This window comes from Pseudomonas sp. MUP55 (genome assembly GCF_034043515.1).
Lineage (GTDB): Bacteria > Pseudomonadota > Gammaproteobacteria > Pseudomonadales > Pseudomonadaceae > Aquipseudomonas.
This window is the reverse complement of the sequence record NZ_CP138214.1, coordinates 1,573,725-1,598,510: the sequence shown is the minus strand read 5'-3', so window position 1 is coordinate 1,598,510 and position 24,786 is coordinate 1,573,725. Positions and strand designations below refer to the sequence as shown.

Sequence of the window (24,786 nt, the reverse complement as noted above, 5' to 3'; positions counted from 1 at the left end):
AACCTTTGGGAGATTCGACATGACTACAATGCATTGGCTGGGCTTGTTGCTGCTGGCGGTGATTGCCGGGGCCGTGGTGCCGTTTCAAAGTGCGATCAACGCCAACCTGGGTCGCGGGCTCGGCCACCCGCTGTGGGCGACGCTGGCGTCGCTGTTGGTGAGCATCATAGTGTTGCTGCCGGTGATCATCGCGCTGCGCCTGCCCTTGCCGAGCCTGGCACTTGTCACCCAGGCGCCGCTGTGGATGTGGGCCGGTGGCGCATTCGGGGTGTGCTTTATCTCGCTGGCACTGGTGCTGCTGCCCAAGCTGGGCGCCTCCGGGTTCATTGCCCTGGCCATGGCCGGGCAGATGCTGGCGTCACTGCTGCTCGACCACTTCGGGCTGTTCGGTCTGGCGCAGCGCCCAGTCACAACGCCCCGCGTGCTGGGGGCGTTGCTGTTGATGGGCGGCGTGGCACTGATTCAGTTCAGCGCGACACCCGCCCGTGCATTGGCACCGGCTGGCTGATCAGCCCTTATCCAGGGTGCGCAATTTGTGCGGCAAGCCCCACAGCAGCAACGCGGCTGCCAGCAACGCGCACACGCCGATCACATACAGCGCCGGCGTGGTGCTGCCGGTAAGGTCCTTGATCCGCCCCACCATCACCGGGCTGACAATGCCGCCGAACTGACCCAGGGTATTGATCACCGCGATCCCTCCCGCCGCCCCCGCGCCGGCACCGGCCAGCAATTTGGGCGGCAGGGTCCAGAAGGTCGGGATCGACGCGATGATGCCCGCACCGAGCATGCCCAAGGCAATGATCAGGAAGGTGGTGCGGTCGGCGAAGATGCCGGCACTGAAGAACCCCACCGCGCCGAGCACCACCAGCCCACAGACAAACTTGCGGCGCTCACCGGTGGCGTCCGACAAGCGTCCGATCACCACCATGCTGATCGCACCGCATATGTAGGGAATCGCCGTGAGCAGGCCGATCATCACCGGGCTCTGGGTGCCGGCGCTGCGGATCAACTGGGGTGCCCAGAAGTTCAGGCCGTAGGACGCGACCTGAATCAGAAAGTAGATGAAGCCCAGCATCAGGAAACCGGGAATGCGCATCGCCGACCACAGCGAACCGCCGTGCTGGTTGGGCTCATGTTTGGCGATCCGGCTCGACAGCAAGGTCTTCTCGGCGCTCGTCAGCCAATGGGCGTCTTCAATGCGATCCTTGAGCAGCATCAGCACCAGCAAGCCCAGGCCGATGCACGGCAGGCCACCGAGCAGGAACAACCAATGCCAGCCGCGCATCTGCAGCACACCGTCGAGGTGCTCCAGCACCAGCCCGGAGAACGGCGCGCCCACCAGGCCCGCAAACGCCGACGCCAGAAACAGCATTGACGTGATGCGCCCCCTGAAGTGCTGCGGGAACCACAGCGTCAGGTAATACAGCACCCCCGGTGCAAACCCGGCCTCCATCGCGCCGATGATGAAGCGCAACCCATAGAACTGCCATTCGGCGGTGACAAACACCATGGCCGCCGTGGCCAGGCCCCAGGACATCATGATCCGCGCGATCCAGCGCCGCGCGCCGACCTTGTACAGCATCATGTTGCTGGGCACTTCGAAGATCACGTAACCCACCACAAACAAGCCGGCGCCCAGGCCATAGGCGGTGTCACTCAGGCTCAGATCCGCCTGCAACTGGAACTTGGCGAAGCTGATGTTGATGCGGTCAAAAAACGCGAACAGATAGCAGACCATGATCAGCGGCATCAGGCGCCAGGCGACCTTGCTGACCAGGGATTTTTCCGCGTCGATCTCGGCAGCCAGGCGCGCGCCGGCCTCTAACGTATTAGTGTTCATGTGTGTCTCCAGCGGACTGCTCACAGGCGTCCGATTGTTTTTGTTGTCTGGTACGAATCTACAAAGCGGCGATGTATTCAGGCGGTGGATGCAGGTCACTGTTGCGCCCGGCCTTGGCCACCTGGCCGGGCAATGCATGGCCCAGCAGCGCGGGCAGGCGGCGGGACATGTGCAGCAGATGCGGCAGGTCGATGCCGGTGTGAATGCCGACCTCTTCGCACAGGTTGACCAGGTCTTCCGTACAGATATTGCCCGACGCACCCGGCGCGAACGGGCAACCGCCCAGGCCACCGAGCGCCGCATCAAAACGCCGCGCGCCGGCTTCGTAGGCGGCCAGCACATTGCACAAGCCCAGGCCGCGGGTGTTATGGAAATGCAGGGTCAGATCGCCCGCCGGTATACGCGCCAGCACGCGCTTGACCAAGCGCTCGACCTGCCGTGGATTGGCCATGCCGGTGGTGTCCGCCAGGGTGATGCCCTGGATGCCCAGCTCGCGGTAAGCATCGACAATCTGCAGCACCCGGTCTTCGTCGATCTTGCCTTCGAACGGGCAGCCGAAGGTGGTGGCGATGCTGCCATTGAGGCGCACCGGGTGGTCGGCGGCAAAGCGTGCGATATCGCCGAAGGCAGCCAGGGACGCCTCGCAGCGCATGCGCATGTTCGCCAGGTTGTGGGTCTGGCTGGCGGACATCACCAGGTTCAGCTCATCGGCGCGGGACGCGATAGCGCGTTGGGCGCCTTTGAGATTGGGGATCAGTGCCACGTAGATCACCCCAGGCGTGCGCTCGATGCCTTGAAAGACCAGCTCGCCATCGCGCAGAGCCGGTATGGCTTTGGGCGAGACGAACGATCCGGCTTCGATGCGCGAAAAACCGGCGCGGGAAAGCTGGTTGATCAGCGCGATCTTGTCAGCGGTGTCGACCCAGGTCGGCTCGATTTGCAGGCCGTCGCGCGGGGAGACTTCCTGCACGATCAACGGGTCGGAATAATCGGTGATCATTGCACCACTCCCGAATTTTTCAGACGTTGGATATCGGTGCCGGTCAGGCCCAGGCCGCCGAGGATGTCATCGGTATGCTGACCCAGCGCAGGGCCTTGCCAGTTCACCGCGCCGGGTGTTTCCGAGAGCTTGGGCACGATGCCGGGCATCTTCACCGACACACCGCCGGGTAATTCGGCATCAAGCAACATATCGCGCGCCTGGTAGTGCGGGTCGCTGACAATGTCCGCCACCGAATAGATACGCCCGGCCGGCACTTCGGCGGCCTCCAGGGCGCTGAGCACCTGCTCGATGGGCAGGCTGCTGGTCCAGTGGGTAATGGCCGCGTCCAGCAAACCACTCTTTGCCGCACGCCCGTCGTTGTGGGCGAACTCGGGCGCCTCGGCCAGGTCGGCGCGGCCGATGGTGGTCATCAGGCGTTTGTAGATCGGGTCGCTGTTGCCGGCGATCACCACGTAGGCGCCGTCGGCGGTCAGGTAGGTGTTGGACGGCGCGATACCGGGCAAGGCGCCGCCGCTGCGCTCACGCACATGGCCCAGCATGTCGTATTCGGGCACCAGGCTTTCCATCAGGTTGAATACGCTTTCGGCCAGGGACACGTCGACGATCTGCCCGTCACCCTGGCCGGTCTTGACCCGCAGCAGCGACATCAGCGCGCCGATCACGCCATGCAACGACGCGAGGGAATCCCCCAGGCTCACGCCGACCCGCGCCGGGGGCGAATCCGGGTTGCCGGTGGTGTAGCGAATGCCGCCCATGGCCTCGCCAATCGCACCGAAGCCCGGGCGGTCGCGATAGGGGCCGGTCTGGCCATAGCCAGAGATGCGCACCAGGGTCAGCTTGGGGTTGAGGGCGTGCAGCACGTCCCAACCCAAGCCGAGTTTTTCCAGGCCACCGGGGCGCAGGTTCTCGATCAGCACGTCGGCGTCGCCGAGCAATTGCTTGATCAGGCTCAAGCCTTCCGGCGACTTGAGGTCCAGGGCCAGGGACTTCTTGTTGCGCGACTGCAGGTACCACCACAGCGACGTGCCTTCGTGCAGCTTTCGCCATTTGCGAAGCGGATCGCCCTGCCCCATGGCTTCGATCTTGATTACCTCGGCACCAAACTCGGCCATCACTCGCGCCGCGAATGGCGCGGCAATCAGGGTGCCGATCTCGATCACCTTGATACCGCTCAGGGGAGCCGTCATCGGGTGTACCTCTTGTTCTTGGAATGTGCTCCAAGGCTAGAGGACTCGCACAGGAAAAATCCAACCGTCAGTTGGCAAGATGCGTTCGTTAAACGCGAACGCTCAAATGATCAAACAATAAGCGGCTGACTGGCGACAACTGCGCCTCGTCGCGCACCACCAGGATCAGGCTGCGGTTCGACCAGGCATCCGTCAGTGGCACCGCATGCAAACCCAGCGCATGGCCGAACAGTTCATAGGCCTTTTGCGGCAGGATGCCGATGCCCATGTTCGCCTGGACCATCCGGCACATCGCATCGAACCCCGGCACATGGATACGCAGGCGCAGCATCTGGCCGGCCTCGCGCGCGGCGGCATGGGTGCGCATATTGATCGAACTGGCGGCGTGCAGGCCGACATAATCGCTGCCCAGGGTCTCGCTGAAAGCCACGGCTTCACGTGACGCCAGCGCGTGATCGGCGGGCATCAACACCACCAGTTTGTCGTGGCGATAGGTCACGCTGGGCAAGCCTTTGGTGTCGGTATCACTGGAGCAGATGCCCAGGTCCGCCACGCCATCCAGCACGCCTTGCACCACACCGTTGCTGGGGCGCTCTTCAAGGTCGGTTTTGACTTGCGGGTGCAACGCGGAAAAGTCGCGCAAGTCTTCGGGAAGAAACTGAATGATTGCCGAGAGGTTGGCCAGCATCCGCACATAGCCGCGCACGCCATGACTGTGCTCACCCAGTTCAAGCCCCATCTTTTCGACATTGAACAGCATCTGTCGCGCATGGTGCAGCAAGGTTTCGCCGGCCGCCGTCAGGTCCATGCCCTTGGCGCGGCGCACGAACAGGCTGACCCCAAGTACCTGCTCCAGCTCCATCAAGCGCTTGCTGGCCGCCGACACCGCGATGGCCTCACGGGCCGCCGCACGGGTCAGGGTCCCCTCTTCGAACACCGCGACGAACAGTTGCAGGGTGATCAGGTCAAGGCGGCGCACCAGACTCTTGTGCAGCATCAGCGACGCTCAGCCGCCAAGCGATTGATCTCGGCCTGCTCCACCACGTGCCGCGGCGCGCCATGGCTCACCGCCTGCAACATCGCACGGCCGACAGTCTCGGTGCTGACCACCCAGCTCGGCTTTATCTGACGCACAAACGAGAGCAACGGGCCGAGCACGTTATAGAACGCCTGGTACAGCGGCGTCTTCGAACGTGCCCCGTGCAACGGCTGAATGACGCCCGGCCGGAACACATACACCGCCTTGAACGGCAAGCGCAGCAAGGCATTCTCGGTCTTGCCCTTGACCCGCGCCCACATCGACTTGCCCGTTTCCGAACTGTCTGTGCCCGCCCCGGACACATAAATAAACGTCATCTGTGGATTGAGCCGCGCCAGGGTGCTGGCGGCGACCAACGTCAGGTCGTAGGTGAGATGGGTGTACCGGGTTTCATCCATGCCCGCCGACGAAACACCCAGGCAGAAGAAGCACGCATCAAAGCCTTGCAACAGGTTTTCCAGCGGCTGGAAATCCAGCATGTCGCTGTGCAACACCTGGTGCAGTTTACCGTGCTCCTGGGTCAACGCCGTGCGACCGACCGCAACCACTTCCTGCACATCGGGCGCCAACAGGCACTCGCGCAGCACGCCCTGGCCGACCATGCCGGTGGCACCGAATAATAGAACTCTCATGGGGGACCTCAGCGGCAAGCCGCACGCATCATGCTCAGTTGAACGCAATCAGCGTGTAGCTTAACGCTTGCGGCTCAAAGCTGCCCCTGTCAAAACGCGCTGCGAAAGATCTCCTCAATCTGACGCTGATCGGCCCGCCGTGGGTTGGTCAGGCCACACGCGTCCTTCAGTGCATTGCTTGCCAGCAGCGGAATATCCTGCAATTTGGCGCCGAGTTCGCGCAGGCCGGCGGGGATTTCCACGTCCTGGGACAGCGCACGAATCGCGGCGATCGCGGCCTGTGCGCCCTGCTCCGGGGTCACGCCCCTGGTGTCGGCACCCAGCGCGCACGCCACGTCGCTCAAGCGCTTGGCGCTGACGCTGGCATTGAAACTCTGCACGTGGGGCAGCAGCACCGCATTGCACACGCCGTGGGGAAGGTCGTACAGCCCGCCAAGTTGATGCGCCATGGCGTGCACAAAGCCCAGCGACGCGTTGTTGAACGCCATGCCCGCGAGAAACTGCGCATACGCCATGTTTTCCCGTGCGGCCAAGTCATTGCCGTCGCGTACAGCCAGGCGTAGGTTGGCGCTGATCAGTTCGATGGCCTTGATGGCGCACGCGTCGGTGATCGGTGTGGCGGCGGTGGACACGTAGGCTTCGATGGCATGCGTCAAGGCATCCATGCCGGTGGCGGCGGTGAGGCCCTTGGGCATTGCGACCATCAAGGCCGGATCGTTGACCGACAGCAGCGGCGTGACGTTGCGGTCGACGATGGCCATTTTCACGTGGCGGGTTTCGTCGGTGATGATGCAGAAACGGGTCATCTCGCTGGCCGTGCCGGCGGTGGTGTTAATGGCCACCAGCGGCAGTTGCGGCTTGCTGGACTGGTCGACGCCCTCATAGTCGCCGATCCGCCCGCCATTGGTGGCGCACAGGGCGATCCCCTTGGCGCAGTCATGGGGCGAGCCGCCGCCCAGGGACACGACGAAATCGCAGTGACTCTGTTGCAGCAGCGCCAGGCCCTTCTCGACGTTGTCCACCGTGGGGTTGGGCCTGGCGCCATCGTAGACCACCGAATCGATGTCCTGCATCGCCAGCTTCTCGGCGATCAGGCTGGCCACGCCGGCTTTGCACAGGCCCTGGTCCGTCACGATCAGCGCCTTGCGAAAGCCGTAGTTGCGGATGGCGATCATGGCTTCGTCGAGGCAGTCGATGCCCATGATGTTGACGGCGGGAATAAAGAAGGTGCTGCTCATGGTCGATCCTCAAGGGCTTTATAGCCACAGAATCCACCGCTACCACTTGCCGCATCTTGATCAGGATCAACGCCGGCTCGTGATAAAGTCACCGTCCAGCCGATTTCGAGTAGACCCGCCGCAATGAAGGATTTCCAGGATATTGACGCCCACCTTGAAGACTGGAGCGCACTGCACGACGCGATCGACTTCAATGGGATTCTGATCGGCAATGGCGCAAGCCGTGCGATCTGGGAAGACTTTGCCTACGACTCGCTGTTTGAAAACGCTCGCACGGTGGAAGAAAAGCCCCTGAGCCCATCCGAGCTCAGCGTGTTCGATGCCCTGCAAACCCGCAGTTTCGAGCAGGCCCTGGGCGCACTGAAAACCACCAGCCGCGTCAACAAAGCCCTGGCGGTCAGCTCGGCGGCGCCGCGCAATCGCTATTACGCGATCAAGGAAGCGCTGATCAATACGATCCACGCCGTGCATATCCCCTGGCGCCTGGTGCAGCCCTCGACCCTGGCGACGATCAACACTGAACTGGCCCGCTACGCCACGGTGTTCACCAGCAACTACGACCTGCTCAACTACTGGGCGACCTTGCACACGCCCGGTATCGACGACCTGTTCCGCAGCCCCGACGCAAGCTTCGACCTGCGCGATACCCGCAGCGACGCCACGCGTATTCTGTACCTGCACGGCGGCCTGCACCTGGTGCGCAACCTCGACGGCAGCGCGCGCAAACTGCCGTCCACCGACAGTACGCTGCTCAGCAGCTTCGCGATCAACAACACGATCAAGACCCTGGACGATGTGCCGCTGTTCGTCAGTGAAGGCAAGGTGCAGGAAAAGCTCAAGACCATCCGCAGCTCGGATTACCTGTCGTTCTGCTATGAGCAGCTGCTCAGCCACCAGGGCGCCCTGTGCATCTTCGGCCATGACCTGGGGCCGCAGGACAAGCACCTGGTGGACGCAATCCGCCAGGCCAGCATTACCACCCTGGCGATTTCCGTGTCGGGGCGCAGCGACGGGTTTATTCGTCAGCAAAAGCGCCGGTATAGCGAGTTGTTCGACGGCAGCGGGATGGACCTGAAGTTCTTTGCGGCACGCACTCATGCCCTTGGCGACCCGGCGCTGTCGGTACCGGTCGAGCGCTGATTGAAGCTGTGTGAGGGGGCTTCAGTTAAGCGAAAGTAGCCCACTGTAGGAGCGAGCTTGCTCGCGAAAAACGTCCAGGCAACGCGTTCATTCTGCATAAACGCGGTGGCCCGGAGTTCTTCGCGAGCAAGCTCGCTCCTACAAAAAGCCTCGACTGACTCGCTGCCTGCATCATTCTTCTGCGCTGTGCACCACCACCAGCAACTGCGCCTGCGCCTCCCCCACCGAGCGAATCCGGTGGGGTTTCTGCGCGTTGAAATGCAACGCATCGCCACGCTCCAGAATCACTCGCTCGGTCATGAAGTCCACCTCCACCCGGCCTTCATGCACGAACAAAAACTCCTCGCCCAGATGCTCTTTGAAAGTCTTGTCCGTAAATTCCTTCGGCGGGTAGATGATGAACGGCAACAGGCTACGCTCGCTGACTTGATGGGCCAGCACCGCGTAACCGGGCGAGGTGTCAGGCCGCTCATCGCTGCGCACCAGGCTGTAGCTGTCGAGGCTGACGCGTTCTTCGCTGAACAATTCTTCGACGTTCACATTCAGCGCCTTGGCCAGTTTCAGCGCAGCCGCGATGGACGGCGTATTGAGCCCGCGTTCGACCTTCGACAGGTAACTCTTAGTCATCCCGGATTTTTCCGCCAGGGCTTCCAGCGTCACGCCAAGTTTTTTTCTCAATAATTTCAAGCGGATAGACATGCGCTGCGATTAATCCCTGCAGAAAACGGAAAGCCATGCTTGCTAATGACACATTGTGTCATATAGCATCGGTTGTGTCATTTGCTCTCACCCAAAGGACACACTCATATGGCCAAGACATTAGCACTTCCCAAAGACCAACTGGTCAAGCAAGCACTGATCCAGATGCAAAACAGCCTGGCAGATAATACGTGGACCGACCGGCAAAAGCTGGCACTCACTTGCCGCATCCTCTTCGAACACGGGCACGACTCCGGCCTGGCCGGGCAGATCACCGCGCGCGGGCCGACGCCGGGCACCTACTACACCCAACAGTTGGGCCTGGGCTTCGATGAGATCACCGCCAGCAACCTGTTGCTGGTCAACGAAGACCTTGAGGTGCTCGAGGGCCACGGCATTCCCAACCCGGCCAATCGTTTCCACACCTGGGTGTACCGTGGGCGGCCGGATGTAAACTGCATCATCCATACGCACCCAACGCACATCGCCGCATTGTCGATGCTGGAAGTGCCGTTGCAGGTGTCGCACATGGACCTCTGCCCGCTGTACGAAGACTGCGCGTTCCTGCAAGCCTGGCCGGGTGTACCGGTGGGCAACGAAGAGGGCGAAATCATCACCAGCGCCTTGGGCGACAAACGCGCGATCCTGCTCTCGCACCACGGCCAATTGTCCACCGGGGCGAGCATCGAGCAAGCCTGCGTGATCGCGCAGTTGATCGAGCGCGCCGCCAAGCTGCAACTGCTGGCAATGGCGGCCGGCACGATCAAACCGATCCTGCCGGAGTTGGGGCGCGAAGCCCACGCCTGGATTTCCAAGCCCAAGCGCCACGGCGCCGCCTTCAATTACTACGCCCGGCAGAACCTGCGCCAACACGCCGATTGCCTGAACTGATCGCCTTTTTTCGAGCGGAGCATCCTTATGTCCAAGCCCACCCTTCACGGCATCATCGGCTACACCATCACCCCGTTCAGCGCCGACGGCCAGCGCATTGACCTCGACGCCCTCGGGCGTTCCATCGACCGTTTGATCGACAGCGGCGTTCACGCCATCGCGCCTCTGGGCAGCACCGGCGAAGGGGCTTATCTGAGCGATGCCGAATGGGACGAGGTCAGCGCCTACAGCCTGCACAAGGTTGCCAGACGCGTACCGACCATTGTCAGCGTGTCCGACCTGACCACGGCCAAGGCCGTGCGCCGTGCCCGCTACGCCGAACACCACGGCGCCGATGTGGTGATGGTGCTGCCCGCCTCGTATTGGAAGCTCAACGAAGCGGAAATCCTCGCCCACTACGCGGCGATTGGTGACAGCATCGGCGTGCCGATCATGCTCTACAACAACCCGGCCACCAGCGGTACCGACATGTCGGTAGAGCTGATCCTGCGCATTCTCAAAGAGGTCGAGAACGTGACCCTGGTCAAAGAAAGCACCGGGGACATACAGCGCATGCACCAGTTGAAGCGTGAGAGCGACGTGCCGTTCTACAACGGCTGCAACCCGCTGGCCCTGGAAGCGTTCGCGGCCGGTGCCAAAGGCTGGTGCACCGCAGCACCGAACTTGATCCCTCAACTGAACCTGGACTTGTATCAGGCCGTACTGGCCAACGACTTGAACCAGGCGCGAGCGCTGTTCTATCGACAGTTGCCCTTGCTGCTATTCATCCTCAAGGGTGGGTTGCCGGCGACGATCAAGGCAGGGCTGCGCTTGACCGGGCTGGACGTGGGTCATCCACGCTTGCCGGTGTTCCCGCTGGGCGAAGCCGAGACCGAGCAACTGAAGGCATTGCTGCGATAACACTGAACGCAAACATGTGGGAGGGGGCTTGCCCCCGATTGCAGTTTGACAGCCGAAGAATGCATTGACTGACTCACCGCTATCGGGGGCAAGCCCCCTCCCACATAATCAGAGACAAATAACAATAATTCTCGATATCATTCGCGACTTTTCCAAGCCGTGCTTCGTCAAGAAGGATATCCATGTCTCGTCCCAAGCCCGACCCGTTGTCGGCCGATGCCTGTCGCGGGTTTTATGCAGATATCCTGTATTTCCTGCGCAAACGCACGGGCAACGCCAGTGACGCGGCGGACATGGCCCAGGATGTGTTTACCCAATGGCTGGACTACCGCGACCGGGCCAAGGTCGAGCAGCCTCGGGCGTTTCTGTTTCAGATGGCGCGCAATCTGTTGCGCGATCACTGGCGTAAACAAAAGGTCCGCCAGAGCGTCCATGCCGATTCGGCCGAGGCGCACACCGAACCGGTCACCGACGAGCAAAACGAGCCCATGGCCGCCGCGCTGCGCAGCCAGCGCCTGGAACAGTTGAAAGAAGTCCTCGCCGAACTCTCGCCCCGCCGACGAGAAGCCCTTATGCTGCATCGCTTCGAAGGCTTGAGCCAGGCACAGATCGCCGCGCGCATGGGTATTTCGACGAGCATGGTGGAAAAGCACATCGCTTTTGCCCTGCTGCATTGCAAGCGACGCCTTCAACCTGAACCCGGCACGGAGCAGCCACTATGAACCGCCTGAGCGACATCGACGCGCTGGATAGCCAAGCGAGCGACTCCATCGACGCCCAAGCCGCCAGCTGGTTTGCACGCAACCGCAACGACACGGGCCGTGCCGACCGCAAAGCCTTTGCCGCCTGGCAGGCCAATCCGGCCCATGCGCGCGCCTATGCCGAGTTCGAGCAATTGTGGGCTGACCTTGCCCAGTTGCAGCAACTGAACAAACCCGTGGCGCTGCCTCGGCGCACATCCGCGTGGCGCCCTGCCCTGGCGGTAGCGGCCGCCTTGCTCTGCGCGCTGCTTGCCCCCCATCTCGGTGCGCCTCGCGAGCTGTATCACAGCCAGGTTGCCGCGCATGCCAAGGGCATGCGTACCCTGAATCTGCCCGATGGCAGCACCTTGTATGTGAACGCCAACACCCGCCTGCGCGTGGACTTCACCGCGCACCAGCGCATCCTTCACCTGGACAAAGGCCAGTTGTACATCGAAGTGGCCGCCGACAAGGAACGCCCACTTTACGTACAAGCTGGCGAGGCCAACGTACGGGTGGTGGGCACCGGCTTCGATGTGCGCCGCAGCGAACAGCAGTTGGTGGTCAGCGTGGCCCATGGCCAAGTAGCGTTCGAACCGGATGCAAAACATTCGGTGACGCTGCTCGAGGCCAGGCAGCGCGCGATTTATCAGTACGCCAAGGGCACGTTGCAGCAACAAACCCTCAGCGCCGAAGAAGTCGCCGATTGGCGCAGCGGGCACTTGTCGTTTCGCAATCGCGAACTGGCCAGCCTGATCGACGAATTGAGTCTGTACCGCCCCCAGGCGCCGTTGCAGGTGAGCAAGGCCGTGGCGCAACTCAAGGTGTCGGGCAACCTGGATGTGCATGACCCTGACGCCCTGCTCAACGCCCTGCCCGCGCTGCTGCCGGTAAAAACCGTGACCTCGGCCGACGGCATCGTGCGAATCGTATCGAGCAAGTAGTTCGCACATGAGAATATTTTGCATTTGCATATGTGGATTTCTCTGGCTGCGCCGTCTTCCTCCCGTCTGTGTTTGATACGCACACCTTTTTGGCTATTTAGCCGCACCGGGGGATCTCATGTTTCGCGCGCCTTGCCCTGCTTCGCACCTGTTTGTTCGAACAACCCTGCTTGCAACCTGCCTGGCGTTCAGCGTCAGCGCCCAGGCCGAGTCATTCAAGCTGCAACTGCCCGCCCAGTCATTGGCCACCTCCCTGAGCCAAGTGGCGCAGCAAGCGAAAATCCAGCTGCTGTTCGATGAAGCGGTGCTCAAAAATGTGCAGGCGCAGGCGCTCAAGGGCGACTACAGCGCCGAAGTGGCGATTCGTACCTTGCTCAAGGACGGTGAGTTCACCCTGATCAAGGTCGGCAGCACTTATGTGGTACGCGCCGAGGCCGCCAGGACCACGCAAAGCAGCACGATCCAGCTCGATACCTTGAGCGTGATCGGCACCGGCAACGAAGTGAATTCCAGCACCGTCAACCGCTCCACCCTGACCCAGGCCGACATCGACCGCTACCAGTCCAACAACATACCGAGCCTGCTGCAGACCCTGCCCGGCGTCAGCCAGGGCGGCTCGTTGAAACCCGGCGGCCAGACCATCAACATCCGCGGTTTCGGCGATGCCGAAGACGTACCAATGACCGTCGATGGCGCGACCAAGAGCGGCTTTGAGCGCTACCAGCAGGGCACGGTGTTTATCGAGCCGGAGCTGATCAAGAGCATCGAGGTGGAGAAAGGCCCCAACTCGCCTTTCACCGGCAACGGCGGCTTTGGCGGAACGGTGAACATGACCACCAAGGATGCCCCGGACTTGCTCAAGGACGGTCGCAACAGCGGCGCCATGCTCAAGTACGGCTATTCGAGCAACGACCACGAACAGGTGTATAGCAGCGCCGTGTATGGCCGCACCGACGACGGCCGTTTCGACGCGCTGGCCTACCTGACCCAACGCGACGGCGGCGACATGAAGGTGGCCGGCAAATTACCCAACGAGAACAACCAGTACCCGATCAATCCCCAGCGCCTGCCCAACAGCGCTCAGGACGTGGATGGCAAGCTGTTCAAGGTCAATGCGCACTTCACCGATGAACACAGTGTCGGGCTGTCCTACTCGCGTTCCCACAGCAACCGCTGGACGCCGTTTTCCGCCGCCAGCTACCCCACACCGCCGACCCAGGCCAACATCGACCGCTACGGTTACGAAGGCGCGCTCAAGCGCTTCCTGGCGCACCGCGACACCGTCGACACCACCTGGTCGGGCAAGTACCAGTACCAGCCGCTGGACAACCCGCTGGTGGACCTGACCGTCAAGTACTCCCAGTCCAACACCGAACAGACCGACGAGCGTGATGCCACCGCGTTTTTCCAGCTGGCCACCGGCGGGCGCAAGATGGACACCGCTTACACCGACAAGCACCTGGACATACGCAACGTCAGCCTGTTCGACACCGGGCCCTTGCAGCATGCGCTGACGGTGGGCGGGCAGGTTCGCAAGCACGTGCGCGAAACCGAGATGTGGATGCCGGGTAGCACCTACAACACGCCGCGCTACAACTATGGTCACTTTCAGCCGGGCTTCATGCCCCACGGCAAGGTCGACACCAACAGCTTCTTTATCCAGGACGCGGTGACCCTAGGCGACCTGACCATTACCCCATCGCTGCGCTACGACCATGTGCGCAACCGGGGCGAAGGCAATGATGCCCCGTACTACAACAACCCCGACCCAGCCGTTGGCCACGACTACAGCGACCGCACCTACACCGGCTGGTCGCCGCGCCTGGCGCTGTTCTGGACCGTGACGCCCAACGTCGGCCTGTTCGCCAACTGGAGCCAGACCTGGCGTGCCCCCGTGATCGACGAGCAATACGAAGTGCAAGGCCTCGGCAGCCGTACCGCCACCAGTGTCGACCTCGACCCGGAGCGCATCACCTCGATTACCCTGGGCAACATCACCCACTTCGACAACCTCATCGCCCAGGATGACAACCTGCAACTGCGCACCACCTTGTTCCACAACAAGGTCGAAGACGAAATCTTCAAGGCCACCGGCGTGGGCTGCCAGAACCAGGCCGTCAACGGCGGCACCATCGCCTCCGCCTGCCCGCCGGGAGCGCTGCCCAACTACCGCAACATCGGCGGCCTGACCATCAAGGGCATCGAGATCGAGTCGATCTACAACTCCACCTACCTGTTCGGCTCGGTGTCGTTCGCCTATGCCAAAGGCCAGCACGAAGGCGCCTACACCAACCCCTGGGGCCCGGACGTGGCAGCGCGGGATATCCCGCCGACCAAATGGGTACTGGTGCTGGGCACCCACATCCCGGCCTGGGACGCCCAGGTGGGCTGGATGGGCCAATTCATCGGCGCCACCGACCGCCTGCCCAGCGACAAATACTCCGGCGGGCCGGGTTCCGGGGTCGGCGATCTGTTCTACGACCAGTACGGCAACAAGCGCTACAACACTCAGGGGCTGTTCGCCAAATGGGCACCGCAGCAGGCGTACCTGAAAGGCACCGAGGTGAATTTCACCGTGGACAACCTGTTCAACAACAACTTCCGCCCGGCGTTGAGCGGCGACCGTGCCTACACCAAGGGGCGCGATGCGAAGATCAGCGTGACGCGGTTCTTCTGATTGCTACACCTGTCTCTCAGCGAAGTGGAGTCTAAATGTGGGAGGGGGCTTGCCCCCGATGGCGGTGGATCAGCCAATGAATCTGTTGGCTGACACACTGCAATCGGGGGCAAGCCCCCTCCCACATTGGTCTCGTGCCTAGTTCAAGAAACCATCGGCGCGCAGCAGGGTTTCCAGGCAATGTTCGGTGATGTGGTAGAACGCCTTGAGTTCCTGGATCTTTGCCAGCAACTGCGTATTTTCCAAAGGCTCCGTGCGCTTGACCGCCAGGATCATCTTGTTCTTGTTGGTGTGCTCCAACGAGATGAACTCGAACACCTTGGTCTCATAGCCACAGGCTTCAAGAAACAGGGCGCGCAGGCTGTCGGTGACCATTTCCGCCTGTTGGCCCAGGTGCAGGCCGTATTGCAGCATCGGTTTGAGCAACAGCGGGCTCTGGATCTGCAGGCGAATCTGTTTGTGGCAGCACGGCGAGCACATGATGATCGACGCGCCGGAACGGATGCCGGTGTGAATCGCATAATCGGTGGCGATGTCGCAGGCATGCAGGGCGATCATCACGTCCAGCTCGCTCGGCGCGACGCTGCGTACGTCGCCGCACTTGAATACCAGCCCTGGGTGTTCCAGGCGCGCGGCGGCGGCGTTGCACAGGGTCACCATGTCCTCGCGCAGCTCGACACCGGTCACTTCGCCCTCGGCCTTGAGCGTATTGCGCAGGTAGTCGTGGATCGCGAACGTGAGGTAGCCCTTGCCCGAACCAAAATCGGCGACGCGCACCGGTTGGTCGAGCTTCAGTGGCGAGGACGTCAGCGCATGGCTGAACACTTCGATGAACTTGTTGATCTGTTTCCATTTGCGCGACATCGACGGGATCAGCGCCTGCTTGGCGTCGGTCACGCCCAGGTCGGCAAGGAACGGCCGGCTGAGGTCGAGGAAACGGTTTTTCTCGCGGTTATGCTCGGCTGACGGCGCCTCACGCAACTGCTGCGGCTTGCTTTTGAACAGCGAGCTTTTGTTCTTCTTGCTGTATTCCAGCTGGGCTTCGTCCGTCAGCGACAACAAGTGTGCGTTCTTGAACGAGGCCGGCAGCAGCTCGGCGATCGCCGCCACGCCGTCCGCATGGGGGAAGTTCTTGGTGATGTCGCGGGTCTTGTAGCGGTAGACGAAGGACAGGCATGGCTGCTCCTTGACCGTCACCGGCTTGATGATCAGCCGCTGCAGTTCGGCCTCCTCGCCCACGTACTTGGCCAGCACCAGCTTGATAAAGGCGTTCTGCGCCAGGCTTGCGCTCAGCAGTTCGATGAACTGGGCGTGATGATCCGGCGCGGGGCGGGCAGGTTGAGCGGTGACGGACATGAACAAAAAGGCCTCGGGTAAAGAATGCCGGGCATTTTAGGAGGGATAACCCGCCAGGGCACGGAGTTATTTGACCAATGGTCACTGCAGTTCCAAATATGGGAGCAACTGTCTTGATGACCAAGCGATCGTTCCCACGCTCGCGCGTGGGAATGTAGCCCGTGACGCTCTGCGTCGCCCGCGCGCAATTGACGAAACTTGCAGCGGTGGCGGAACGCGGAGCGTTCCAAGAGGCATTCCCACGCGGAGCGTGGGAACGATCAACGAGTAGCTGGAGCGCCGCGATTCAAATGTGGGAGGGGGCTTGCCCCCGATGAGGGTGGGTCAGCTACAGATTAGCTGCCTGGCACACCGCCATCGGGGGCAAGCCCCCTCCCACATTTAGAACGGTGTTGACGGGCTTATTCCAGTACGACCAGGCGGTTGGGCAGCTCGTTACGCGTCTGCGTCACCGGCACATGCACCTTGAGCAACTCACCACACGCCTCGATGCAGGCAATGAAGCCGGCCAATGTCTGCCCCTGCTTCACCTGCTGGGTGAAGGCCTTGACGATGCCATCCCAGCTGCTGTCGTCGAGGCGCTTGGAAATGCCTTCATCCACCAGGATTTCCACATAACGCTCCGCCTCGCTGACGAAAATCAGCACGCCGGTGCTGCCCAGGGTGTGGTGCAGGTTCTGCTCCAGGAACTGGCGGCGTGCCAGGTTCGAGGCGCGCCAGTGGCGGACCGAACGCGGGATCAAACGGGTGGTGACCTTGGGCAAACGGAACACTAGGCACAGCACAATGAAAGTCGCCCACTGCGCCAGCAACAAGGTGTACATGGTCAGATAGCCTGACAAGTAATGCACCACACCGGGCACCACCAACGCGATCAGGCTGGCCCACAGCAACGGTATGTAGGCGTAGTCGTCGGCGCGCGCAGCCAGCACCGTGACCAGCTCGGCGTCGGTCTGTTGCTCGACCCGGGCAATCGCTTCGGCCACTTGGCGCTGCTCGTGTTCAGTCAGTAATGCCATGGTTGTAGATGCTCTTTTCTCGTTATTGTCATTACCAGCCGCCCGAAGCCCCACCACCGCCGAAACCACCGCCGCCGCCGCGAAAACCCCCGCCACCGCCGCCCCCACCGCCGCCGCGTCCGCTGCTGCTGAGGATTGCCAGCAGGATAGCGCCCACCGGCAGGCCCATGCGATTGCACAGCCACAACACGCCGATCAGCAGGATGAACAACCCGATGGAAAACCCGGGGTTGTCCTTGGCGAAATTCGCATCCGCCACATGGGCGGGCACGGCCAAAGGCTCACCGCCCACCACCTGAATCATCGCCGCCACGCCGTCGCTGATGCCCTGGCTGAAGTTGCCGGTCTTGAACTTGGGCGCGATCACCTGGTTGATGATCACCCAGGACTGCGCATCCGTCAGCACGCCTTCCAGACCATAGCCGACTTCGATGCGCAACTTGCGCTCGTCACGGGCCACGATCAGCAGCGCGCCGTTGTCCTTGCCCTTCTGGCCAATGCCCCACTGGCGGCCCAGTTGGTAACCGTAGTCTTCAATCGGCACGCCCTGCAGGTCGGGCACGGTGACCACCACGATCTGGTCACCGGAGGTCTGCTCCAGCGCCTGCAATTGCTGAGTCAGCTGCTCGCGCACCGCCGGGTCGATCATCTGGGCGTTGTCCACCACCCGCCCGGTCAATGCCGGGAAGGTCAGGGCCGCCTGGGCCGTGCCCAGGCAGGCCAGCAGCCACAGCGCCAGGCCTATCCGTAATAAACGCATCGACACCTCAAGGCAGCGTTATTTGAACTTCACCTGCGGCGCTTTATCGGCGTCGGCGCTGGTGGCTTCAAACGTGGCGCGGATCGGCAAGTCGCTGTACATCACGCTGTGCCACAGGCGGCCTGGAAAGGTGCGGATTTCGGTGTTGTAGGCCTGCACGGTCTGGATGAAATCGCGACGGGCCACGGCGATACGATTTTCAGTCCCCTCGAGCTGCGACTGCAGCGCCAGGAAGTTCTGGTTGGCTTTCAGGTCCGGATAGCGCTCGGACACCACCATCAAACGGCTGAGTGCACCGCTCAAGCCATCCTGAGCCTGCTGGAACTGCTTGAGTTTCTCGGGATTGTCCAGGGTGCTGGCGTCCACCTGGATCGAGGTGGCCTTGGCCCGCGCTTCAATCACGGCGGTCAGGGTGTCCTGTTCGTGGGCGGCATAGGCCTTCACGGTTTCCACCAGGTTGGGGATCAGGTCGGCACGGCGCTGGTACTGGTTCTGCACCTGGCCCCAGGCGGCCTTGGCCTGTTCGTCCAGGGTCGGAATGTTGTTGATGCCGCAACCGCTCAGCACGCTGCTGATCAATAGCAATGCCGCGGCCTTCAAGCCCCAACGGTAAGTCTGTGCTGCTTGCATGGTGTTTCTCCTGCCCAATCTGGATGGAATTTGACGACTAACCCTATAAACCACGCGCTTGGGGCATAATCCGCCACCACTGGAATGCTTCGAGCCAATCAGCTACAAAGATGCCCAGCGCGAAAAAGAGTTCAGAGTGTGCTGCATTTATCTGAACAACACCCGAACAACAATAGACGCTCCCCACATTTTGGCCGATCAGCCTGACCGCTGTGCAGTGAGCCGAAAAAGGATATTCATGAAGAAGCTGTGTTTGCTCGGCCTTGTTGCCACTCTGGCCAGCCACCCCGTATGGGCAGAAACAAAGCCTGCTGCGCTTAAAGACAAGGACGCCTTCGTCAGCGACCTGCTCAAGCAGATGACCCTCGATGAAAAGATCGGCCAGTTGCGCCTGATCAGCATCGGCCCGGAAATGCCCCGCGAGCTGATCCGCAAGGAAATCGCCGCCGGCCGCATCGGCGGCACGTTCAACTCCATCACCCGCCCGGAAAACCGGCCGATGCAGGACGCGGCCATGCGCAGCCGGTTGAAGATCCCGATGTTCTTCGCCTACGACGTCATCCACGGCCATCGCACGATTTTCCCGATCAGCCTGGCCCTGGCCTCCAGCTGGGACATGGACGCCATCGGCCGCTCCGGGCGCATCGCCGCCCAGGAAGCCGCCGCCGACAGCCTCGACATCACCTTCGCGCCGATGGTCGACATCTCCCGTGACCCGCGCTGGGGCCGCACTTCCGAAGGCTTCGGCGAAGACACCTACCTGGTGTCGCGCATCGCCGAAGTGATGGTCAAGGCCTTCCAGGGCGCCAGCGCCGCGAACGCCGACAGCATCATGGCCAGCGTCAAGCACTTCGCCCTGTACGGCGCGGTGGAAGGCGGGCGCGACTACAACGTGGTCGACATGAGCCCGGTCAAGATGTACCAGGATTACCTGCCGCCCTACCACGCGGCGATCAAGGCCGGCTCCGGCGGCGTGATGGTGGCGCTCAACTCGATCAACGGCGTGCCCGCCACCGCCAACACCTGGCTGATGAACGACTTGCTGCGCAGGGACTGGGGTTTCAAGGGCCTGGCGGTGAGCGACCACGGCGCGATCTTCGAGCTGATCAAGCACGGCGTGGCCAAGGACGGGCGTGAAGCGGCCAAGCTGGCGATCAAGGCCGGCATCGACATGAGCATGAACGACACCCTGTACGGCAAGGAATTGCCAGGGCTGCTCAAGTCCGGCGAGATCGAACAGAGCGACATCGACAACGCCGTGCGCGAAGTGCTCGGCGCCAAGTACGACATGGGCCTGTTCAAGGACCCGTACCTGCGCATCGGCAAGGCCGAGGATGACCCGGCCGACACCTATGCCGACAGCCGCCTGCACCGCGCCGACGCCCGTGACATCGCGCGCCGCAGCCTGGTGTTGCTGAAGAACCAGAACCAGACGCTGCCGCTGAAGAAATCCGCAACCATCGCGCTGGTCGGCCCGCTGGCCAAGGCACCCATCGACATGATGGGCAGTTGGGCCGCCGCCGGTAAGCCGGAGCAGTCCGTCACGCTGCTTGACGGCATGAACGCCGTGATCGGCAAAAAAGGCAAGATCATCTACGCCCGCGGCGCCAACATCACCAATGACAAGGCCGTGGTCGACTACCTCAACTTCCTCAACTTCGACGCCCCGGAAGTGGTGGATGACAAGCGTGCGCCCCAGGTGTTGATTGATGAAGCGGTCGAGGCGGCCAGGCATGCAGACATCGTAGTGGCCGCCGTGGGCGAGTCCCGTGGCATGTCCCATGAATCCTCCAGCCGCACCGACCTGAATATCCCGCAAAGCCAGCGCGACCTGATCAAGGCCCTCAAGGCCACCGGTAAACCGCTGGTGCTGGTGCTGATGAATGGCCGGCCGCTGTCGATTCTGGAGGAAAACCAACAGGCCGACGCCATCCTGGAAACCTGGTTCGCCGGCACCGAAGGCGGCAACGCGATTGCCGACGTGCTGTTCGGCGACTACAACCCGTCGGGCAAGCTGCCGATCACCTTCCCGCGTTCGGTGGGGCAGATTCCAACCTACTACAACCACCTGAGCATCGGCCGGCCGTTCACGCCGGGCAAACCGGGCAACTACACCTCGCAGTACTTCGATGACACCACAGGTCCCCTGTTTCCGTTTGGCTATGGCCTGAGCTACACCACGTTCGGCCTGTCGGACATGGCGCTGTCGTCCACCACCCTGAACAAGACCGGCAAGCTCGACGCCAGCGTCACGGTGAAGAACACCGGCAAGGTGGACGGCGAAACCGTGGTGCAGTTGTATATCCAGGACGTGGCCGGCTCGATGATCCGCCCGGTCAAAGAACTGAAGAACTTCCAGAAGGTCATGCTCAAGGCTGGCGAAGCGCGCACGTTGCACTTCAGCATTACCGAGGAAGACCTGAAGTTCTATAACGCCCAGCTGAAATTCGCCGCAGAGCCGGGTGACTTCAATGTGCAGATCGGGCTGGATTCGCAGGATGTGCAGCAGCAGAGCTTTGAATTGCTCTAAAGCCTGACTCGGTCAAAAATGTGGGAGGGGGCTTGCCCCCGATTGCGGTGGATCAGTCAGCATAATTGTTACTGACCCACCGCTATCGGGAGCAAGCCCCCTCCCACATTTGACCTCATTGTTCCTGTTAGCCGCGTCTGTCCAGCAGATTGACCACCAACCGATCAATCCACCCCCACACCCGCTGCTTCACCCGCCGCCACAACGGCCGCGCCTTCCAGGCTTGCAAACTGACCGCCTGGCTTTGCGCAAAATCACGCTCGAAGCTGCCCGCCACCGCCTGCGTCAATTCAGGGTCCAACGCCTCGATGTTGGCTTCCAGATTGAAGCGCAGATTCCAGTGATCGAAGTTGCACGAGCCAATGCTGACCCAGTCGTCCACCAGCACCATCTTCAAATGCAGGAAGCACGGCTGGTACTCAAAGATCTGCACACCCGAACGCAGCAAACGCGGGTAATAACGGTGCCCGGCGTAGCGCACCGACGGGTGATCGGTGCGCGGGCCGGTGAGCAGCAAACGCACGTCCACCCCGCGCCCCGCCGCACGACGCAGGGCGCGGCGTACGCTCCAGGTGGGCAGAAAGTAAGGCGTGGCCAGCCAGATACGCGTCTTGCTGCTGTTCAGGGCACGGATCAGCGATTGCAGGATATCGCGGTGCTGACGGGCGTCGGCATAGGCGACGCGGCCAAGGCCAGGCCCGCTTGCAGGCACCTTGGGCAAGCGCGGCAGGCCGAAATGCGTGGCCGGTTTCCATTCCCGTCGGGCCGCATTGGCATGCCATTGGCGGTCGAACAGTGCTTGCCAGTCGAGCACCAAAGGCCCGCTGATGTGCACCATCACTTCATGCCACTCGGCAGTGTCCTGGCCTGGGGTCCAGAATTCATCGGTGACGCCGGTGCCACCGACCACCGCGACCTCCTGGTCGATCAGCAGCAACTTGCGGTGGTCGCGGTACAGGTTGCGCATCCAGCGTCGCCAGCTCAGGCGATTGTAGAAACGCAGCTCCACCCCCGCGTCGGTCAAGCGCTTGCGCAACCCGAGGGTAAACGCCAGGCTGCCGTAATCATCGAACAGGCAGCGCACCTGCACACCGCGCTGGGCCGCGAGCACCAGCGCCTGCACCATCGCTTCGGCACAGGCTCCGGCCTCCACCAGGTACAACTCCAGGTCGACCTGCCGCTCGGCGCGGGCGATACCCACCAGCATCTGCGGGAAAAAATTCGGCCCGTCGATCAACAGTTCGAAACGGTTGGCGCTGCGCCAAGGGAACACTGCGCCGCCCATATCAGCGCGCCGTGAAGATCAGTACCGCACCCACCGGCACCGACAAACTGATCGACTCAAGCCCCGCCGCTTTGCGCAGCGCCGCCACACCGGGCGACAGCTCGAAATCTTTGGCGTGCACCACCACCGGCTCCAGCGTCACCACCTGAAAGCGTCGGTCGTCCAGCCGCGTGGCCAATAGCTCGGCGTCGTAGGTCCGGGTCTTGCCGTGCAAGGTGATGTTCAGTGGCAGGCGCAATTCAATTTGCGCGCCGGGGGCAAGATCATTGATCGGCTGCAGGTTGATCTGGGTGCTGATCAACGCTTCGGGAAACTGCTTGATCTCGAACAGCTCCTTGCGCATGCGCTCGTCACGCAGCGGGATGCCACTGTTGATCGACTCCAGCTCCACCTGCACCTGGGCCGCGCCCTGGCTGTCGACCTTGCCGTGCAGCACGAGGAAGCGGTGCACCTCGGCGATTTCGGTGTTTTTGGTGGTGACGAACGACAGGCGTGAGGATTCGTTATCCAGGTACCAGTCGGCGTGGGCAGGCACGGCGGCACAGGTCAGCAAGGCGAAGACAAGGGGTTTGACGTTGAACATAAGGACTCAGGGACGAAAAATCTGCACGAACAGTAAGCGCAATGTCCCAACCGGCGCAAATCCAATGTGGGAGGGGGCTTGCCCCCGATAGCGGTGGGCCAGCAACTCATCCTGTGACTGACACGCTGCCATCGGGGGCAAGCCCCCTCCCACAGGGGTGACGTGTATTCAGGGGATCAGTCGACAGCCCTGGCGGTCGCCCAGCCACCGCGCCATATGCGTACGCCCCAACCCGCTCGCCGTCACTTCACTGCGCTCGGGATTATCATTGAAAGCGCTGGTCGGCACGTATTGCTTCACATAGCCACGGCAGTAATCGGCGGGTTGGTTTGCCACGTAGCGACACGAGCAGTACTCCTTGGCCGTGTACGCCGCGATGATGTCGGGAAACGCTTGCAGATTGACGCGCTCGTGCCACACCCAGCCCAGCAACGCGAGCAACAGCGCCAGCAAGACGCTGATAAACGGATGACGACGGATCATGAGCGCACCGCCGCCAAGACGCGCTTGAGCAGTTCGTTATGCCGGTAGCTGCCATCGCGGTCGTCGCCGTAGCGCACGATGACCAGGTGTTCGCCGGGCACCACGAACAGCGCCTGGCCCCAGTGCCCCAGGGCGGCGAAGGTGTCGGGCGGTGCGTCGGGCCAGGGTTGGGGCGTGCCCTGGTTGAGCCACCATTGCCCGCCGGGCACGGCTTCATCCTGACCCGCTTTGTAGTGGTCGAAGGGCTGGCGGTTGAAGGCGACCCACTCCCTGGGCAGCAATTGGCGTTCGTTCCAGCGCCCATCCCGCGCCATCAGCAGCCCAACCCGCGCCAGGTCGCGGGCGGTGAGGTAGGCATAGGAGGAGGCGACGAAGGTCTCATCGGCGTCGGTTTCCCAGGTCGCGTTACGAATGCCCAGCGGCTTGAACAACGCGTCCCACGGGTAGCTCATATAGGCCTTGTGCCCAAGCATGCCTTTGAGCGCGGCGGACAGGATATTACTGTCGCCGCTGGAATAGCGAAACGCCTGGCCGGGAGCATCGGCGGCCTCGGTCTCGGCGGCAAATTGCGCCATGTCGGCGCGGCCACGGGTGTAGAGCATCGCTACCACAGAGGATTTGAGCGGCGCGTATTCGTAGTCTTCCTGCCAGTCCAGGCCCGAGGCCCAGTGCAGCAGGTCGGCCATGCTCACCTTGGGGTGCTGTTTCATCGGTGGGTAAAAGCGCGCGGCGGGGTCGCTCAGTTTGAAGCGGTTTTCGCCGTAGGCCACGCCCAGCACGGTTGCCATCAGGCTTTTGCTGATCGACCAGGTCAGGTGCGGCGTGCTGGGGGTGGTGGGTGCGGCGTAGCGTTCGTAGATGATTTCGCCATCGCGGATCACCAGCAACGCATCGGTACGGATGCCTTGGCGGGTGTTGTCGTCGCGGGGCGGGAACGCGTAGGCATTCAGCGCGTCGACGGCAGGACCTTCGATCAGTCGGCCCGTCACCCAATCCTCGCCGGGCCAGGTTTCGGCGCAAGCACCGACAGTGACGAACAACAGAACAACGCACAACAGGCCTCTGACCATGGGCACCAACTCAAGGGGCATTCAAGCCCGCGAGCGTAGTCCAGGCCGATGACAGATTTGCGACAACGGGGCTGTCACTCAACGGTCACCGTAACTTCATGGAGATGACACCGAGGCTACATAGCCTGACTTTGGACAAC

23 protein-coding genes are annotated in these 24,786 nt (G+C 62.2%); 8 read left to right on the top strand and 15 right to left on the bottom strand.

Annotated features, from left to right (window positions below; genetic code table 11):
* Positions 1 to 19: 19 nt before the first annotated feature.
* On the top strand, positions 20 to 508 hold the full coding sequence (locus SC318_RS07125; protein WP_320430200.1) for a DMT family transporter: 489 nt from the start codon (positions 20 to 22) through the stop codon (positions 506 to 508).
* Here the strand turns inward: SC318_RS07125 and SC318_RS07120 are convergent, their stop codons facing one another.
* The 6 genes from SC318_RS07120 to yiaY form a co-directional block, all read right to left on the bottom strand.
* Positions 509 to 1,840: an MFS transporter gene (locus SC318_RS07120; RefSeq protein ID WP_320430199.1), complete on the bottom strand. Its 1,332-nt coding sequence runs from the start codon at positions 1,838 to 1,840 to the stop codon at positions 509 to 511.
* Positions 1,841 to 1,898: 58 nt separating this feature from the next.
* Complete coding sequence (locus SC318_RS07115; protein ID WP_320430198.1) at positions 1,899 to 2,840, bottom strand: hydroxymethylglutaryl-CoA lyase; 942 nt, start codon at positions 2,838 to 2,840, stop codon at positions 1,899 to 1,901.
* A complete protein-coding gene (locus tag SC318_RS07110) occupies positions 2,837 to 4,030 on the bottom strand; it encodes a CaiB/BaiF CoA transferase family protein (protein WP_320430197.1) in 1,194 nt (397 codons plus the stop codon). Before SC318_RS07110 ends, SC318_RS07115 begins: the two co-directional genes overlap by 4 nt.
* An 88-nt stretch (positions 4,031 to 4,118) precedes the next feature.
* Entirely contained in the window at positions 4,119 to 5,027 is a 909-nt protein-coding gene (locus tag SC318_RS07105) for a LysR family transcriptional regulator (protein ID WP_306492005.1), read from the bottom strand.
* Complete coding sequence (locus SC318_RS07100; protein ID WP_320430196.1) at positions 5,027 to 5,701, bottom strand: NAD(P)H-binding protein; 675 nt, start codon at positions 5,699 to 5,701, stop codon at positions 5,027 to 5,029. The genes SC318_RS07105 and SC318_RS07100 overlap by 1 nt, the downstream gene beginning before the upstream one ends.
* A gap of 89 nt (positions 5,702 to 5,790) precedes the next feature.
* Positions 5,791 to 6,939 (bottom strand): L-threonine dehydrogenase, encoded by a 1,149-nt coding sequence (yiaY, locus tag SC318_RS07095; protein ID WP_320430195.1) that lies wholly within the window; start codon positions 6,937 to 6,939, stop codon positions 5,791 to 5,793.
* 123 nt (positions 6,940 to 7,062) lie between these two features.
* Here yiaY and SC318_RS07090 point away from each other — a divergent pair, with 123 nt between their 5' ends.
* The gene (locus SC318_RS07090; RefSeq protein ID WP_320430194.1) at positions 7,063 to 8,079 is read left to right on the top strand and encodes a DUF4917 family protein; all 1,017 of its coding nucleotides are present in this window, start codon (positions 7,063 to 7,065) and stop codon (positions 8,077 to 8,079) included.
* 171 nt (positions 8,080 to 8,250) lie between these two features.
* Here the strand turns inward: SC318_RS07090 and SC318_RS07085 are convergent, their stop codons facing one another.
* Positions 8,251 to 8,778: a helix-turn-helix domain-containing protein gene (locus SC318_RS07085; protein WP_306492001.1), complete on the bottom strand. Its 528-nt coding sequence runs from the start codon at positions 8,776 to 8,778 to the stop codon at positions 8,251 to 8,253.
* A 108-nt stretch (positions 8,779 to 8,886) separates the two neighbouring features.
* On the opposite strand from SC318_RS07085, the gene SC318_RS07080 reads away from it, so the two are divergent.
* From SC318_RS07080 to SC318_RS07060, 5 genes are all read left to right on the top strand, one after another.
* Positions 8,887 to 9,669 (top strand): aldolase, encoded by a 783-nt coding sequence (locus SC318_RS07080; protein WP_320430193.1) that lies wholly within the window; start codon positions 8,887 to 8,889, stop codon positions 9,667 to 9,669.
* A 27-nt stretch (positions 9,670 to 9,696) separates the two neighbouring features.
* Positions 9,697 to 10,569 carry a dihydrodipicolinate synthase family protein gene (locus SC318_RS07075; protein WP_320430192.1) on the top strand — a complete coding sequence of 291 codons (873 nt, stop codon included), beginning with the start codon at positions 9,697 to 9,699 and terminating at the stop codon, positions 10,567 to 10,569.
* 182 nt (positions 10,570 to 10,751) lie between these two features.
* Complete coding sequence (locus tag SC318_RS07070; protein ID WP_320430191.1) at positions 10,752 to 11,291, top strand: RNA polymerase sigma factor; 540 nt, start codon at positions 10,752 to 10,754, stop codon at positions 11,289 to 11,291.
* A complete protein-coding gene (locus tag SC318_RS07065; protein ID WP_320430190.1) occupies positions 11,288 to 12,253 on the top strand; it encodes a FecR family protein in 966 nt (321 codons plus the stop codon). Before SC318_RS07070 ends, SC318_RS07065 begins: the two co-directional genes overlap by 4 nt.
* A 118-nt stretch (positions 12,254 to 12,371) precedes the next feature.
* A complete protein-coding gene (locus SC318_RS07060) occupies positions 12,372 to 14,930 on the top strand; it encodes a TonB-dependent receptor (protein WP_320430189.1) in 2,559 nt (852 codons plus the stop codon).
* Positions 14,931 to 15,068: 138 nt separating this feature from the next.
* Here SC318_RS07060 and SC318_RS07055 read toward each other — a convergent pair whose 3' ends face one another.
* The 4 genes from SC318_RS07055 to SC318_RS07040 form a co-directional block, all read right to left on the bottom strand.
* Positions 15,069 to 16,286 carry a class I SAM-dependent methyltransferase gene (locus SC318_RS07055; protein ID WP_320430188.1) on the bottom strand — a complete coding sequence of 406 codons (1,218 nt, stop codon included), beginning with the start codon at positions 16,284 to 16,286 and terminating at the stop codon, positions 15,069 to 15,071.
* A 401-nt stretch (positions 16,287 to 16,687) separates the two neighbouring features.
* A complete protein-coding gene (locus SC318_RS07050; RefSeq protein WP_320430187.1) occupies positions 16,688 to 17,305 on the bottom strand; it encodes a TPM domain-containing protein in 618 nt (205 codons plus the stop codon).
* Positions 17,306 to 17,336: 31 nt separating this feature from the next.
* Entirely contained in the window at positions 17,337 to 18,065 is a 729-nt protein-coding gene (locus tag SC318_RS07045; protein WP_306491993.1) for a TPM domain-containing protein, read from the bottom strand.
* A gap of 18 nt (positions 18,066 to 18,083) precedes the next feature.
* Entirely contained in the window at positions 18,084 to 18,695 is a 612-nt protein-coding gene (locus tag SC318_RS07040; RefSeq protein WP_320430186.1) for a LemA family protein, read from the bottom strand.
* Between the two features lie 238 nt (positions 18,696 to 18,933).
* Here SC318_RS07040 and bglX point away from each other — a divergent pair, with 238 nt between their 5' ends.
* The gene (bglX, locus tag SC318_RS07035; protein ID WP_320430185.1) at positions 18,934 to 21,225 is read left to right on the top strand and encodes a beta-glucosidase BglX; all 2,292 of its coding nucleotides are present in this window, start codon (positions 18,934 to 18,936) and stop codon (positions 21,223 to 21,225) included.
* Positions 21,226 to 21,352: 127 nt separating this feature from the next.
* On the opposite strand, the gene SC318_RS07030 is transcribed toward bglX, so the two are convergent.
* From SC318_RS07030 to SC318_RS07015, 4 genes are all read right to left on the bottom strand, one after another.
* On the bottom strand, positions 21,353 to 22,510 hold the full coding sequence (locus SC318_RS07030; RefSeq protein ID WP_320430184.1) for a phospholipase D-like domain-containing protein: 1,158 nt from the start codon (positions 22,508 to 22,510) through the stop codon (positions 21,353 to 21,355).
* A 1-nt stretch (position 22,511) separates the two neighbouring features.
* Positions 22,512 to 23,093, bottom strand: coding sequence for a YceI family protein (locus tag SC318_RS07025; protein ID WP_320430183.1), 582 nt, complete (start codon positions 23,091 to 23,093; stop codon positions 22,512 to 22,514).
* A 168-nt stretch (positions 23,094 to 23,261) separates the two neighbouring features.
* On the bottom strand, positions 23,262 to 23,576 hold the full coding sequence (locus tag SC318_RS07020; RefSeq protein WP_320430182.1) for an amidase: 315 nt from the start codon (positions 23,574 to 23,576) through the stop codon (positions 23,262 to 23,264).
* A complete protein-coding gene (locus SC318_RS07015) occupies positions 23,573 to 24,646 on the bottom strand; it encodes a serine hydrolase domain-containing protein (RefSeq protein ID WP_320431197.1) in 1,074 nt (357 codons plus the stop codon). Before SC318_RS07015 ends, SC318_RS07020 begins: the two co-directional genes overlap by 4 nt.
* Between the last annotated feature and the right edge of the window lie 140 nt (positions 24,647 to 24,786).

What these genes read in the sequence shown, in the direction of transcription:
- SC318_RS07115 (WP_320430198.1), bottom strand. Translation starts at nt 2,840, where the DNA reads ATGATCACCGATTATTCCGACCCGTTGATCGTGCAGGAAGTCTCCCCG.
- SC318_RS07075 (WP_320430192.1), top strand. Translation starts at nt 9,697, where the DNA reads ATGTCCAAGCCCACCCTTCACGGCATCATCGGCTACACCATCACCCCG.
- SC318_RS07045 (WP_306491993.1), bottom strand. Translation starts at nt 18,065, where the DNA reads ATGCGTTTATTACGGATAGGCCTGGCGCTGTGGCTGCTGGCCTGCCTG.
- SC318_RS07055 (WP_320430188.1), bottom strand. Translation starts at nt 16,286, where the DNA reads ATGTCCGTCACCGCTCAACCTGCCCGCCCCGCGCCGGATCATCACGCC.
- SC318_RS07050 (WP_320430187.1), bottom strand. Translation starts at nt 17,305, where the DNA reads ATGGCATTACTGACTGAACACGAGCAGCGCCAAGTGGCCGAAGCGATT.
- SC318_RS07015 (WP_320431197.1), bottom strand. Translation starts at nt 24,646, where the DNA reads ATGGTCAGAGGCCTGTTGTGCGTTGTTCTGTTGTTCGTCACTGTCGGT.
- bglX (WP_320430185.1), top strand. Translation starts at nt 18,934, where the DNA reads ATGAAGAAGCTGTGTTTGCTCGGCCTTGTTGCCACTCTGGCCAGCCAC.
- SC318_RS07085 (WP_306492001.1), bottom strand. Translation starts at nt 8,778, where the DNA reads ATGTCTATCCGCTTGAAATTATTGAGAAAAAAACTTGGCGTGACGCTG.
- SC318_RS07100 (WP_320430196.1), bottom strand. Translation starts at nt 5,701, where the DNA reads ATGAGAGTTCTATTATTCGGTGCCACCGGCATGGTCGGCCAGGGCGTG.
- SC318_RS07080 (WP_320430193.1), top strand. Translation starts at nt 8,887, where the DNA reads ATGGCCAAGACATTAGCACTTCCCAAAGACCAACTGGTCAAGCAAGCA.
- SC318_RS07030 (WP_320430184.1), bottom strand. Translation starts at nt 22,510, where the DNA reads ATGGGCGGCGCAGTGTTCCCTTGGCGCAGCGCCAACCGTTTCGAACTG.
- SC318_RS07025 (WP_320430183.1), bottom strand. Translation starts at nt 23,093, where the DNA reads ATGTTCAACGTCAAACCCCTTGTCTTCGCCTTGCTGACCTGTGCCGCC.
- SC318_RS07090 (WP_320430194.1), top strand. Translation starts at nt 7,063, where the DNA reads ATGAAGGATTTCCAGGATATTGACGCCCACCTTGAAGACTGGAGCGCA.
- SC318_RS07060 (WP_320430189.1), top strand. Translation starts at nt 12,372, where the DNA reads ATGTTTCGCGCGCCTTGCCCTGCTTCGCACCTGTTTGTTCGAACAACC.
- SC318_RS07105 (WP_306492005.1), bottom strand. Translation starts at nt 5,027, where the DNA reads ATGCTGCACAAGAGTCTGGTGCGCCGCCTTGACCTGATCACCCTGCAA.
- SC318_RS07120 (WP_320430199.1), bottom strand. Translation starts at nt 1,840, where the DNA reads ATGAACACTAATACGTTAGAGGCCGGCGCGCGCCTGGCTGCCGAGATC.
- SC318_RS07125 (WP_320430200.1), top strand. Translation starts at nt 20, where the DNA reads ATGACTACAATGCATTGGCTGGGCTTGTTGCTGCTGGCGGTGATTGCC.
- SC318_RS07070 (WP_320430191.1), top strand. Translation starts at nt 10,752, where the DNA reads ATGTCTCGTCCCAAGCCCGACCCGTTGTCGGCCGATGCCTGTCGCGGG.
- SC318_RS07020 (WP_320430182.1), bottom strand. Translation starts at nt 23,576, where the DNA reads ATGATCCGTCGTCATCCGTTTATCAGCGTCTTGCTGGCGCTGTTGCTC.
- SC318_RS07065 (WP_320430190.1), top strand. Translation starts at nt 11,288, where the DNA reads ATGAACCGCCTGAGCGACATCGACGCGCTGGATAGCCAAGCGAGCGAC.
- SC318_RS07110 (WP_320430197.1), bottom strand. Translation starts at nt 4,030, where the DNA reads ATGACGGCTCCCCTGAGCGGTATCAAGGTGATCGAGATCGGCACCCTG.
- yiaY (WP_320430195.1), bottom strand. Translation starts at nt 6,939, where the DNA reads ATGAGCAGCACCTTCTTTATTCCCGCCGTCAACATCATGGGCATCGAC.
- SC318_RS07040 (WP_320430186.1), bottom strand. Translation starts at nt 18,695, where the DNA reads ATGCAAGCAGCACAGACTTACCGTTGGGGCTTGAAGGCCGCGGCATTG.